The sequence below is a fragment of the Calothrix sp. NIES-2098 genome, assembly GCF_963875125.1.
Taxonomy (GTDB): Bacteria; Cyanobacteriota; Cyanobacteriia; order Cyanobacteriales; family Nostocaceae; genus Aulosira.
The window spans coordinates 3754594-3766669 of record NZ_CAWNKJ010000001.1; the positions used below are offsets into that span (position 1 = coordinate 3754594).

Consider the following 12076-nt stretch of genomic DNA (forward strand, 5'->3'; position numbering starts at 1 on the left):
ATGTTAAGTTAATTGATTTAACACTGCTGCTTAATAACTCCCAGTTCGCTGACTTTTTTCTAACTCCGAAAAAAGTCTACTCAGGAGTAAAAGATTGACCACCAAGTTGAGTATAAATAGTAGTCGGGAACCCAAGCAAAACAAGAATATGCTACTGTAAGGGTGAAAGAGCAGTTAAATGGGCATAAACTTCATTTTTCACTTCAATCAGCAGCAGTGTGATTTCTTTAAATGCTGCAAGAAGAAGTTTTGAAATTGCAGTAGGGGTGAAATTGCAATAGACTGCACTTGCTTGACAATACCATCTCCCTGAACAATCACCTGGAAACGTGACTTTATTAATTCTTGTATCTGCGGACAACCTAGAAATTGAGTCAGTTCTGTTAAAGCAAAAAGAAATTCTGTGTTTAATTTATCTAAAGATGGTCGCAATACCTGGTTTAAGTCTGGCACGTCAGGAAAAGATTTAATTCCTTGCTTTTGCCAGGTTTGAAAATCAACTGCTTGGATAAGTTTTCCTGCTTCTATTTGTGCTTGAAAAAATGCTGCAACCATATCGGGATCTAGGCTATAGATTGTTGCTTGTTGCCTAGCTTTTAATAATAACTCTTGTTCACGCTTTCGATCCTCGATAGGACGTTTATGATTCCATTTCCACCGGGCTACATCATGTGCAATTAGCAATCGCTGCTGGATCAATTTTAGTAATTTATCTACACGTAATTGTTGCTCTGCACTTGTGATACATTGAGGATTTGCTGATTGTAACAACCCAAAGTTCTTGGCAGTACAATCTGATTTGAAGCTGGCAGCGACTACTCCACTACTGAAAAAAAGCCCAAACAAAATTATCATGATAATTGATTGGACTGCACAAACTGTGCGAGAAGTGGTCATGTGTTTACTCTTTTGAATTCAAACCGTTCAACAGAATCAGAAATAGTCGATCTTGTTTCTGAAAGCTTCTTGTCACTCTTTAAAAAGAGACCAGAGTTTAATGGTTTTGTCGGCACTGCTGCTGGCTATCATGTTTTCATGCGGACTGAAAACTACTGACCGCACACTTCGCTCATGCCCGATCAAATTCTCCAAGAGTTTGCCTTCAGGCAACCCCCATAACTTGATAGTGCTATCATTGCTACCACTAGCTAATCTCTTGCCATCTGGACTGAAAGCCACTGACCACACAACTCCTGAATGTCCAATTAGGGAGTGCAACAATTTACCAGTGGGCATTTGCCAGAGTTTGACTGTCTTATCAGCACTGCCACTCGCTAAGGTCCGTCCATCAGGGCTAAAAGTCACTGAGCGCACAGCTTGTGAATGAGCATTCAGGGTTTTTAGAACAGCACCATCCATAAGCCGCCAAATTTTGAGTGTACCACCCTCATTGCCACTAGCTAAGGTCTGCCCATCCGGACTAAAAGCAACAGTTCTTACCCACTTTCCATCCGATAACTGATGAACTTGTACGCCAGTCTGCACGTTCCAGATACGGATGGTTGTGTCAGCACTACCACTGGCTAACCACTTTCCGTTGGGGCTGATGGCAACGGCTTCTACATCATCTGTATGGCCATTTAGGGTACGAAGCAGTTGCCCCGTCTCTAAATTCCAGAGTTTAATCCGGTTATCCCAACTGCCACTAGCGAGCAGCTTGCTATCTGGACTGATGGCAAGGCTTACCACTGCATCGCCGTGTCCTTCTAAAGTATAGAGTAAGGTGTTATTAGGCAGATCCCAAATTTTAATTTTTTTATCGTAACTGCCACTGGCGAGGAAGCGTCCATCAGGGCTGATTGCGATCGCGTAAACCCAAGTTGAATTTCTTTGGAGAGAACGTAAGGGTTGAGTGGTTGCAACAGACCTTGTAGCAACACTAGCGTTTCGGAAGGAAGACAATAGGCTGGCACAACTGCTACTACCAACCAACATTGTTAAGGTGCTGATTGCCAATGCTGCTGAAGATTTCCTGGTAATTTGTTTCGATCTCATAACAGGACATTCCTTGTGCGAGTGAGTGAATAATCTGACTTGCACCCACTGCGTAACGGTGTCGGAGACTAGCGGTACTATAGAGTAATTTTTTCTGTAATTTGAGATGAGAACGCTTTTCCTTTCGCTTTTTGTTGTTTATTCCGATGTTCAATCCAGCGTCGCATCAGAAATAAAAGGGTTGTCGTGACAATCCCTACTAGCCCAATCGGGGTTAAATAGCTCCAATGCTCTAACATTTTGTCCCAAACGTGCCAAGTGAGCAGGAACATAGCTAAGTAAGTCAGGGTATGTAATCGCTTCCAATTTTTTTTCAGTCTTTTGACACTCCAGTCATTAGAAGTAATTGCCAAGAGAGTAAAAATTATGAAGGTAGATACACCTTGGATATAAATCCAATAGGTATTGGGATCTAAAAAATCAAGGTCTCTCTTTTGCACTAAGAGGAAAGCGTGAAGCAAAGCCAAGCAGAAAGCCAGAATACCGATAAGTCGTCGATATTTTAACAGCCATTTGGGAAGGTTCGTTTGTTTAGTTTGAGGAAAAATAATTCTGAGATTCGTGGGCATTAAGGTGAGAATATAAGCTCCTAAAGCTAGAAATCCCAGGCTGTTTTCTAACGGTGCTGTATCGATTGCTCCCATGACCAATCCTCCTTAATTTTTCAATAAAAGCCCTTACAAAGGTAGGTATTTTTTATCTGGTCATTTTTTGACGATTCCAGTCGGTCTTTACTACATCACTCTTCTCTGTTCATACTCTTTTTTTGGCGAAGGTATGTTATTCAAAACTAATTAGACGAACCTGATATGAGAACGGATTGCACTCGTGATGTGAGGAATTGATCGATATAGTTTGCGATCGCATCCCCATCTTCTTCTAGGGCAAAATGTCCAGTATCGAGTAGATGGAACTCAACGTCTTTCAAGTCACGCTGGTATGGATAAGCACCGTCAGCAGGAAAGATGTAGTCGTTCTTGCCCCAAACAATCAGGGTAGGAGGTTGATACTTGCGAAAATACTCTTGCCATTGGGGATAGAGCGGTGGATTAGTGCCATAGCTATAAAACAGTGCCAGTTGAATCTCTTCGTTTCCGGGGCGATCGAGGAAATGTTGATCGATAGTCCAGGTATCGGGGCTGATTGCTTCTAGATTGCGAACACCGTTAGTATATTGCCACTTGGTTGCTTCCAGAGTGACAAGATATTTGAGCTTTTCAGCATTCTCAGGCGATCGCTCTTGCCAGTATGCCTTAATCGGCTCCCAAAATTCGCGCAGACCTTCCTCGTAAGCATTGCCATTTTGAACAATCAGAGATTGCACGCGCTCTGGATATTTAGCGGCAATTCGATAGCCAATTGGTGCGCCATAATCCATCACATAAAGGCTGTACTTTTTGAGAGCGATCGCGTCAATAAATTTCTCCACAATCTCAGCCAAGCGATCGAACGTGTAGTCAAATTCATTTACAGTTGGCATCGAACTGTTGCCGTAACCAGGATAGTCAGGTGCAACGAGATGGAATTTATCAGCCAGAGCAGGTATAAGATTGCGGAACATATGAGAGGAGGTTGGAAAGCCGTGTAATAGCAGAATCGTCGGATTATCACGGGAACCCGCTTCACGGTAAAAGATATCTAAACCATCAATCGAAACTGTGCGATATGTAGTCATGAGATTACTCCTTGTAAGTGATAAAAGTGACATGATGGCGTTTGACAACAGGTTGAGCTATCTCACATCCGAACGACGAATCTGCTCCTGAAAGTAGTCTCGCCAGCTTTCCGGTAAGGCTTCAAGTTGAGCAGCACGATGCAGTAACTCTGGATTGTTTTGCTCACGAACATAAAGCTGAGTGATATCAGCAACTGTAATATTGTTGGTATCTCGACTGATTAACTCTAAAGTGTCTCCAGCGACCACTTCGCCCTCTTGCAAAACCCGAAAGTAAAATCCAGTGCGACGACTGGTGAGAAATCGTTTCACCATATCCGATCGCCCAAAGCGAATCGCTAGTTTGTAACAGGGTAAGCGAGGTTGAGTCACCATTAGTTCCACACTGCCGATTTTGAAGCGATCCCCAATGTTCAATTCTTCTTCTCTCAATCCTGAGACTGTGAAATTTTCACCAAAGATCCCAAATGTTAACTCTGTGTCAGGCAATTGGCTTTGCCAGTAATCATAATGCTCAAAAGGATAGACATATACAGCTTTGTCAACTCCGCCATGAACGGTGAGATCCGCTTGGCGATCGCCATCTAAATTGAGTTCACGCACCATTACTCTCGCATTCACTGGCTCTTTGAAAATTCCAGTGCGGACGGCTTTTCCTTTCCAGGTCACTTCACGCGGCAACCCGACATTAACAGAGATCAGCTTCATCTTTAACTCCTTTTGGACTTTAAATCTGTGCCATACCGCCATCAACAAACAACTCAATGCCGTTCACAAAGCTGCTGTCATCTGAAGCAAGAAAGACAACGGCTTTGGCAATCTCATCGGGTTTGCCGACTCGCCCCAGTGGGATGGTGCTGGCTTGGCTGTCCACGAATTCTTGCAACTGCTGGTCATTCAGTCCCAAATGATCGTAACCAGGAGTCGGAACCACACCAGGGCTAATGGCATTCACTCGGATCTTGCGTTCTCTGAGATCGAGTATCCAATTCCGAGCAAACGATCTCACGGCGGCTTTGGTGGCGCTGTAAACACTGAAAGCTGGCGTACCTTTTATAGAAGTAATCGAAGCATTCAGGATAATAGAAGCGCCCTCTGGCAACAGTGGCAGCGCCTTTTGTACGGTGAACAGCAAACCTTTAACGTTTACGTTGAATGTTTTGTCAAAGTGTTCCTCAGTGATTGCTCCAAGTGGCGCAATTTGTCCAACGCCAGCATTAGCGAAGATAATATCGAGGTGTCCTTGCTCTTGCTTAATGGTAGTAAACAGACGATCTAGGTCTGCCAGATTAGAAACATCGCTTTGCACAGCCGTAACATTTTTACCAATGGCTTCTACAGCAGCATCCAGTTCGACTTGGCGACGACCCGTGATGTAGACATAGGCTCCTTCAGCAACAAACTCTTTGGCTGTGGCAAGACCGATCCCACTGTTGCCACCCGTGACAAGGGCGATTTTTCCTTCTAGTTTTTTCATAGGTTAATTTAATAGGGATTTTGGATTTGTATGAACCATTGAAGTGTTATCGGTTCTGTTGCATCACAGCTTTGAGAATAGCAGATTTAACCCTTCAGTCATTGTTGGATGAGTTAAAACGCGATCGCGCAAAACGGTATAGGGCATCTGAGCTTGCATTACCATTTGCACCGTCGAAATAATTTCACCTGCTGCATGAGACAACAGTGAGTATCTGCGATCGCCTTCAACAGTCCATTGGTTTGACCCGAATGGCACTAAGAAAAGCCCAAGGATTTATTGTATCCTCGTTAAGAGCCTGGAGGCTCTTAACCAGTTGGGGCAAGGGCTGTATCTTAACTTAGTACCATTCCTTACATCTCCTTTGATTGATCTGCTTAATGACGCTGCTTGAGACCTGCAACGAGGTCGGTCACTTGACGTTGAGCCTCTGCGCTCAGTGAGTCAAAGTCGTCTAAGAAGAATTGACGTTCTAGCGTTAACTTCCGGGTATTGAGTAACCCTTCGATCTGCCAACCTTCGTCGCTTTTCGTTACGACGTATAGCGGCAGGGAATCTCGTGACGGTGAAGCTTCGGTTTGTCCGGGCAGTATTACCCTGATAACTACAAGCATGAGCGCGAGTTGCGAGTTCACGAAGCGGACAAAATCCACCTCACCCTCCAAGCGTGTTCCTTTGACAACCGTGTCGAACGCTTGCTGATGAAATGCAGCGATTTCTTTTCGACCCTTGAGATGTGTGCCCTCGAACGTGATGAAATCAGCAGTTTCGCTGAACGGAGCAGCAAAGCCTTCGCCGCTACCTTGATTCCAACCATCAACCATCTGGCGAGGGAAAGCACGGATTACCGACTCGTCAGCAGTAGTGGTGGTTTGAGCTGTTTGTGAAGTCATAGTTTTAAGTTCCTTTTAAGTGATAGATCAGTTTTCAAGCGGTATAGAGCGTGTTATAAACTCTGAAAATCATCGGCTCTGTAAGCCAGATCCAACCATTCCTCGAAAATCGCAACGAGGGCTGAATTTCGCTTTTAGACTAGGTTCTATAGAAGTTCATAACGTCCTCTAAGGGAAATCTCCAGGTAGACCCAGGATTTTGTCGCCAATTTCGCTAGAGATGCAATTGAACTTGGAAATTAAGTTGATTGGCAATGCTTTGTGTGGTACGCTCCACTTTAATTAAATCTGCGGCCTTCTCACCGATCATGATGGTCGGTGCGTTCGTATTTCCTGTGGTGAGCGTGGGCATGATGGAGGCATCCACGACCCGCAATCCCTCAACCCCATATACCCGCAGTTTGGGGTCTACAACTGCCATTGGGTCAGTACCCATTTTGCAAGTGCCGATCGGATGCCACACTGTACTACAAGTTTCCCGGACGTAAGCTTCTAGCGCTGCATCGCTCTGCTTGTCAGCACCGGGAGTGATTTCCTCACCGCGAAACTCATCAAAAGCACTTGTACCGAACAAGTTACGGAGTAATTTAATTCCGACAACGAGCTTTTGCACATCAGCTTCACTTTGGAGCAAGTTCATTTGAATCATCGGTGTGTCTTTGGGGTCGGGAGAACGCAAACTGACACTGCCAATGTTTTGAGGATGAGTCAAACAAACGAAACCTACGAATCCTAAACCAGAGTGGACATAACCAGGCGGTGCTAATACAACCGGAGCGAAGAGAAACTGTAAATCTGGCGCAATCTCCTGATTCCCATCGGTATGCATAAACAAGCCAGCTTCACCAACACTACTGGTGCTTGCCGCGTGTAAATCCTGAGTTGCCTCGTATGCCACGGACACGGCAGGGTGGTCTTGGAGGTTTTGACCAACTCCAGGCAAATCAGCCACTACCTCAATGCCCATCGCTTGCAGGTGTTGTGCATCCCCAATGCCGGAAAGCATCAGCAGCTTGGGCGAATCGAACGCGCCAGCACTTAAAATCACTTCGGAGTTGACCCTGACTTGGTGTAGTATACCCTCATGCAGGTATTCCACCCCAACGGTGCGGGTGCCCTCAAACAACAATCGAGTTACCAATGCTCCGGTCGTTACAGTTAAATTGGAACGCTGGAGAATGGGTACAAGGAAGGCAGTCGCAGTACTGTGCCGCTTACCATCCTTAACCGTCAACTGATAGGGGCCTGCTCCTTCTTGCTGTGTACCGTTAAAATCGGGATTGTGGTCATATCCTAGTGTCACTGCTGCGTCTACAAAGCGTTGGGATATCACAGCAGGCGCAATCAGATCGGTGACGCTCAACTCTCCATCAACCCCGTGAAATTCTGACGCGCCTCGTGAGGAGTGTTCCGATTTCTTGAAGTAGGGCAAGACATCCTGGTAACTCCAACCGGGATTGCCTAATTTCTGCCAGTGGTCATAATCGTGAGGATTGCCCCGCATATAAACCATGAAATTAATCGAACTGCTGCCCCCCAGAACTTTGCCACGGGGACAAAAGATTTTGCGACCCTTCAGGTAGGGTTCGGGTTCAGAGAAATATGCCCAGTCCACCTCAGAGCCTTGTAGACTAACGCATTGGGACGGAATGTGAATTTCTGGTTTCGTATCTGGGTTACCCGCTTCGAGTAATAACACAGTTGTGTCACTGTCTTGCGTCAGACGGTTAGCGACCACGCAGCCTGCCGAGCCTGCACCAATTACAATGTAGTCATATTGAGGCATAGAAATCTCCTGTGCTGGTTCTGTCCATTGTTCCGCAAGGGGGGCATCCAGTCTTTGGGGGATTGACGCAAAGAAGGGGAGATGCGGAGAGTAAGAACATTCTCACCAATCAGAATCGCCGACTGCTAGAAATCCTAACTGGGCTGGATTTTGCACGTTGTATTTGGTCATCAACGGTTGTTGAGTGCGAGTTGCTTTAATTAAATCCGCCGCCTTCTCACCGATCATGATGGTCGGTGCGTTCGTATTTCCTGTAGTGATTGTTGGCATAATTGATGCATCAACGACACGTAATCCCTCAATTCCATATACCCGTAGTTCGGGGTCTACTACCGCCATTGAATCAATTCCCATTTTGCAGGTGCCAACCGGATGCCACACAGTGCTGCAAGTGTTCTGAATATAAGCTTCAAGTGCTGCATCGCTCTGAATATCAGCCCCCGGAGCGATTTCCTTGCCACGAAACTCATCGAAGGCATGGCTCTGAAACAATTGACGCATCAATTTAATCCCCTCAATCAGCTTTTGCACATCGGCTTGATGTTGCAGATAGTTCATCTGCATGATGGGTGGGTCTTTGGGATTCGTTGACTGCAAACTGACGCTGCCAATGTTTTGCAGACGTGTTAAAGAGACTGCACCCGTAAATCCAAAATTAGCGGGGGTATAACCCGGTGATAAGAGTTGAACGGGGCCGAAGAAGAATTGTAAATCTGGTGCAACGTCCAGATTGCCATCGCTATGCAAAATTAATCCGGCGTCAGCGACACTACTGGTGATAGCAGGGTGTACATCTTGAATAGCTTCCTGAACCACAACAGTGAAAATGTGATCCTGAAGGTTTTGACCAACCCCCGGTAAATCAGCAACGACAGGAATTTTCATTGCTTGCAAATGGTGCGCATCTCCAATGCCAGAAAGCATCAGCAACTTGGGTGAATCAAATGCACCTGCACTTAAAATCACTTCCTGGTTGACGCTAACCTGATGCAGCGTACCCTCATGCAGATACTCCACTCCGACGGTGCGAGTGCCCTCAAACAGCAATCGCGTTACCAATGCCCCTGTCGTTACAGTCAAATTGGGACGATGGAGAATGGGCAGGAGAAAGGCAGCCGCAGCACTGTGCCGTTTACCATCCTTGACGGTTAACTGATAGGGGCCTGCCCCTTCTTGCTGCGCTCCGTTGAAATCAGGATTATAGTCATAGCCCATTGCCACACAGGCATCGACAAAGCGTTGGGAAACGACAGCAGGGGACATCACATCGGTAACGCTCAACTCCCCACCAACCCCGTGAAATTCTGATGCGCCTCGCTGCTGGTGCTCCGATTTCTTAAAGTAGGGCAAAACATCTTGATAACTCCAACCGGAATTTCCCAACGACTGCCAGCGATCGTAATCGTGAGAATTGCCCCGGACATACAGCATGAAATTAATCGAACTGCTGCCCCCCAAGACTTTGCCACGGGAGCAAAGCATTGTGCGATCGTTCAGGTAGGGTTCCGGCTCAGAAACGTAACTCCAATCAACTTCAGAGCCTATTAGGCTAAAGCATTGCGCCGGAATTTGAATTTCTGGTTTTGTAGCTGGGTTGCCCGCTTCGAGGAGTAACACGGTTGTGTTACAGTCTTCGGTTAGACGATTGGCAACCACACAACCAGCCGAACCTGCACCAATTACAATGTAGTCATAATTAGTCATAAAGTTCTCTTCCTCTGTTATCTACAATGGATAAATGGAGCTAAGAATGAACTGATTTAAAGAGCGATCGCTAAAATACTGTTAGTTATTCATTTACAATACCCGATCTGCTGAATTTAACTGTTTACCAATGGTGTATCTACCAAATGTTCTGCCAGAAACTAAACTTGCGTCTCATTGGTTTGCAGGACTTGGCTCACTAACAAATCGTTAAATTGGGATTACTTCACAGCCGTGCTTGCTGCTTCAATCACTTTAGTAACTTCTTTTGGATGAGAGATAAAAGGAACATGACTGGAGTTAACTTCTGTTGTCTTAGCACCAATCCGTTTAGCCATAAATCGTTGAAGTTCGGGGTTGATGGCGCGATCGCTTTGAGTCACGATAAACCAAGAAGGAATCGTTTTCCAAGCGATGTCATTCACTGATTGCTCAAAGGCTGCGCTGTCGATGGGCTTTTGGGTTGCTGCCATCACTCGCGCTTCAGCCTTCGATACGTCCTGGGCAAAAAATTCGTGAAACTTCCCGCGATCAATATAAAGAAAGTTTGCCGCATCAGATACAATTGCCGTACTAATCGGAGGTGCTGCGTACTTTTTATTCAAATCACTCGTCTTTTCACCGACATCCGGTGCGAAAGCATTGACATAAACCAGAGCTTTCACCTGTGGATTGTTAGCAGCCGCACCTGTGATTACATTGCCACCATAGGAATGCCCGACCAAAACAACGGAACCTTTTTGATTGTCAATCACCCGTTTTGTCGTTGCGACATCATCAGCAAGCGAGGTGAGGGGAATCTGCACAGCAGTCACCCTGTAGCCATCCTGCTCCAACAATGGAATAACGTGTTGCCATGATGTACCGTCAGCAAAAGCCCCATGAACGAGAACGATCGCAGGTTTAGAGCCGGACGCTTGAGGTACTTGTTTTGAAATAGCTGATGTTGGATGCATTAATATCCCAACGACAACACCAAATGCAAGTAACCACAGCAACAAATTTTGAACTTTTTTCTTTGTAAAAACTATCATTGCGATCGCCTCTGTATTCTTGCTAAATTGCTGAAATCTCTGGTTGTTGTCGTCCGTATAGAAGTTATGAAATACTCCCGGCTAAAATACTTGTTGGGATAAGCATCAAAAACCTTAATCATTTGCAGCAACAATGGCTGCCATTATCTGCTCAACAGTCCAGCAATTAAGATAGCGAATTCCATTAATAAACAAAGCCGGTGCAGCCTCGACTCCACTTCGCAGTCCACCTTCGATATCTGCATTGATCCGATCGACATACGTTCCTCTGGATAAATCCTGCAAAAATTGAGAAATATCAAGTCCTAAACGATTGGCGTACTCTACTAGATAGCCATTCTCTAACTCTTGTTGATGAATGAACAACATCTCATGCATTTGCCAAAACTGCCCTTGAGCCGCTGCTGCTTCGGCGGCTTCTGCTGCTCGTTTAGCATGTGGATGAATCTGTACCTGAGGAAAATGACGGAAGATAAAACCTAAATTGTTTTCTCCAAACGAAACCTGCAATTGCTGTTGAGCAACTTTAATCAATCGATAGACATTGGCACTTTGAAAACATTCATAATCTCCATACATGACGAATACTACAGCAGCATTCAGTACACCTTGAATATGATCCTGGGTTGAAGGCAGAACAAATAAAGAAATATAATTATCAGAGTCGTCAGTCATGTTTCGGTTTGTATTAAGCAAACTTCAGCCTTACAACCCAACTGCGCTAACGTTGCTATGGATTTAATATAGACAATTGAGCCTTTCTTGTCGTCCACTCTGGGTTGACATTTTTGTACAATCGAGTGATGGATGAAACCGTCCATCTCGCAGTGGAAGGTTGTCTCCAACTAAAGTTGGAATTTGGATACCTACTTTAGTACAGCTTATAAATTGACAATTCCACGCTTAACAGCAGTAATCACGGCTTGTGTGCGATCGCTCACGCCCAGTTTGCTCAAAATCCGATTTACATGGGATTTGACTGTACTTTCACCAATAATCAAAGCAGTCCCAATTTCTTGATTACCCATTCCTTGTGCCATCAAACGCAACACTTCCAACTCTCGTTCGCTCAGTTCTGGATTGCTGATTCGCTGCAATAATTTTGCGCCCACTTCTGGCGGAATGTATTTCTGACCATGATGAATGGCGCGAATCGCATTCATAAGCTCGCCAACTTTAGCATCCTTAAGCAGATAGCCTTGAGCACCCGCCTGCAAGCCGCGATAGATATCTTCATCGCCATCGTAGGTTGTGAGTACCGCGATCCGAGCCTGCTTAAATTCAGCACAAATCGCCATTATGGCTTCAACACCTCCCATTTTGGGCATTCGTAAATCCATTAGTGTAACATCAGGCTGGTATTCTCGAAATGCCTCGATCGCCTGCTGCCCATCTTCAGCTTGAGCGATCGCTGTCATTTCTGGATCGCGGTTAATGATGGTTGCTAGACCCTTTCTGACTATGGCATGGTCATCAACAATTAGCACCCTAATCTTAGAGGATTGGCTCATT

Annotated in this window: 13 protein-coding genes; all 13 read right to left on the reverse strand. The window is 45.4% G+C overall.

Annotated elements, in window-relative coordinates; translation table 11 throughout:
- Positions 1-207: 207 nt before the first annotated feature.
- Positions 208-897 carry a gamma subclass chorismate mutase AroQ gene (gene aroQ / locus AACU33_RS15685; protein ID WP_096589567.1) on the reverse strand — a complete coding sequence of 230 codons (690 nt, stop codon included), beginning with the start codon at positions 895-897 and terminating at the stop codon, positions 208-210.
- Positions 898-969: 72 nt separating this feature from the next.
- The gene (locus tag AACU33_RS15690) at positions 970-1995 is read right to left on the reverse strand and encodes a WD40 repeat domain-containing protein (RefSeq protein ID WP_096589568.1); all 1026 of its coding nucleotides are present in this window, start codon (positions 1993-1995) and stop codon (positions 970-972) included.
- Between the two features lie 77 nt (positions 1996-2072).
- Positions 2073-2639 carry a ferric reductase-like transmembrane domain-containing protein gene (locus AACU33_RS15695; protein ID WP_096589569.1) on the reverse strand — a complete coding sequence of 189 codons (567 nt, stop codon included), beginning with the start codon at positions 2637-2639 and terminating at the stop codon, positions 2073-2075.
- Between the two features lie 146 nt (positions 2640-2785).
- On the reverse strand, positions 2786-3670 hold the full coding sequence (locus AACU33_RS15700) for an alpha/beta fold hydrolase (protein ID WP_096589570.1): 885 nt from the start codon (positions 3668-3670) through the stop codon (positions 2786-2788).
- A 57-nt stretch (positions 3671-3727) separates the two neighbouring features.
- Complete coding sequence (locus AACU33_RS15705) at positions 3728-4378, reverse strand: MOSC domain-containing protein (protein ID WP_096589571.1); 651 nt, start codon at positions 4376-4378, stop codon at positions 3728-3730.
- 19 nt (positions 4379-4397) lie between these two features.
- A complete protein-coding gene (locus AACU33_RS15710; RefSeq protein ID WP_096589572.1) occupies positions 4398-5147 on the reverse strand; it encodes a glucose 1-dehydrogenase in 750 nt (249 codons plus the stop codon).
- A gap of 63 nt (positions 5148-5210) precedes the next feature.
- A complete protein-coding gene (locus AACU33_RS15715; protein WP_339376053.1) occupies positions 5211-5405 on the reverse strand; it encodes a hypothetical protein in 195 nt (64 codons plus the stop codon).
- A gap of 119 nt (positions 5406-5524) precedes the next feature.
- Complete coding sequence (locus tag AACU33_RS15720) at positions 5525-6040, reverse strand: SgcJ/EcaC family oxidoreductase (protein WP_096589573.1); 516 nt, start codon at positions 6038-6040, stop codon at positions 5525-5527.
- A 214-nt stretch (positions 6041-6254) separates the two neighbouring features.
- Positions 6255-7826: a GMC family oxidoreductase gene (locus tag AACU33_RS15725; protein ID WP_096589574.1), complete on the reverse strand. Its 1572-nt coding sequence runs from the start codon at positions 7824-7826 to the stop codon at positions 6255-6257.
- Positions 7827-7928: 102 nt separating this feature from the next.
- Positions 7929-9530 carry a GMC family oxidoreductase gene (locus tag AACU33_RS15730; protein WP_096589575.1) on the reverse strand — a complete coding sequence of 534 codons (1602 nt, stop codon included), beginning with the start codon at positions 9528-9530 and terminating at the stop codon, positions 7929-7931.
- Between the two features lie 221 nt (positions 9531-9751).
- The gene (locus AACU33_RS15735) at positions 9752-10564 is read right to left on the reverse strand and encodes an alpha/beta fold hydrolase (protein WP_339376054.1); all 813 of its coding nucleotides are present in this window, start codon (positions 10562-10564) and stop codon (positions 9752-9754) included.
- 114 nt (positions 10565-10678) lie between these two features.
- The gene (locus AACU33_RS15740) at positions 10679-11239 is read right to left on the reverse strand and encodes a DsbA family protein (RefSeq protein WP_096589576.1); all 561 of its coding nucleotides are present in this window, start codon (positions 11237-11239) and stop codon (positions 10679-10681) included.
- A 206-nt stretch (positions 11240-11445) separates the two neighbouring features.
- On the reverse strand, positions 11446-12075 hold the full coding sequence (locus AACU33_RS15745) for a response regulator (protein ID WP_096589577.1): 630 nt from the start codon (positions 12073-12075) through the stop codon (positions 11446-11448).
- Position 12076 lies beyond the last annotated feature (1 nt).

Bases quoted from the DNA above. Each gene is read 5' to 3' on its own strand.
- aroQ (WP_096589567.1), bottom strand. From the start codon at position 897: ATGACCACTTCTCGCACAGTTTGTGCAGTCCAATCAATTATCATGATA.
- AACU33_RS15690 (WP_096589568.1), bottom strand. From the start codon at position 1,995: ATGAGATCGAAACAAATTACCAGGAAATCTTCAGCAGCATTGGCAATC.
- AACU33_RS15695 (WP_096589569.1), bottom strand. From the start codon at position 2,639: ATGGGAGCAATCGATACAGCACCGTTAGAAAACAGCCTGGGATTTCTA.
- AACU33_RS15700 (WP_096589570.1), bottom strand. From the start codon at position 3,670: ATGACTACATATCGCACAGTTTCGATTGATGGTTTAGATATCTTTTAC.
- AACU33_RS15705 (WP_096589571.1), bottom strand. From the start codon at position 4,378: ATGAAGCTGATCTCTGTTAATGTCGGGTTGCCGCGTGAAGTGACCTGG.
- AACU33_RS15710 (WP_096589572.1), bottom strand. From the start codon at position 5,147: ATGAAAAAACTAGAAGGAAAAATCGCCCTTGTCACGGGTGGCAACAGT.
- AACU33_RS15720 (WP_096589573.1), bottom strand. From the start codon at position 6,040: ATGACTTCACAAACAGCTCAAACCACCACTACTGCTGACGAGTCGGTA.
- AACU33_RS15725 (WP_096589574.1), bottom strand. From the start codon at position 7,826: ATGCCTCAATATGACTACATTGTAATTGGTGCAGGCTCGGCAGGCTGC.
- AACU33_RS15730 (WP_096589575.1), bottom strand. From the start codon at position 9,530: ATGACTAATTATGACTACATTGTAATTGGTGCAGGTTCGGCTGGTTGT.
- AACU33_RS15735 (WP_339376054.1), bottom strand. From the start codon at position 10,564: ATGATAGTTTTTACAAAGAAAAAAGTTCAAAATTTGTTGCTGTGGTTA.
- AACU33_RS15740 (WP_096589576.1), bottom strand. From the start codon at position 11,239: ATGACTGACGACTCTGATAATTATATTTCTTTATTTGTTCTGCCTTCA.
- AACU33_RS15745 (WP_096589577.1), bottom strand. From the start codon at position 12,075: ATGAGCCAATCCTCTAAGATTAGGGTGCTAATTGTTGATGACCATGCC.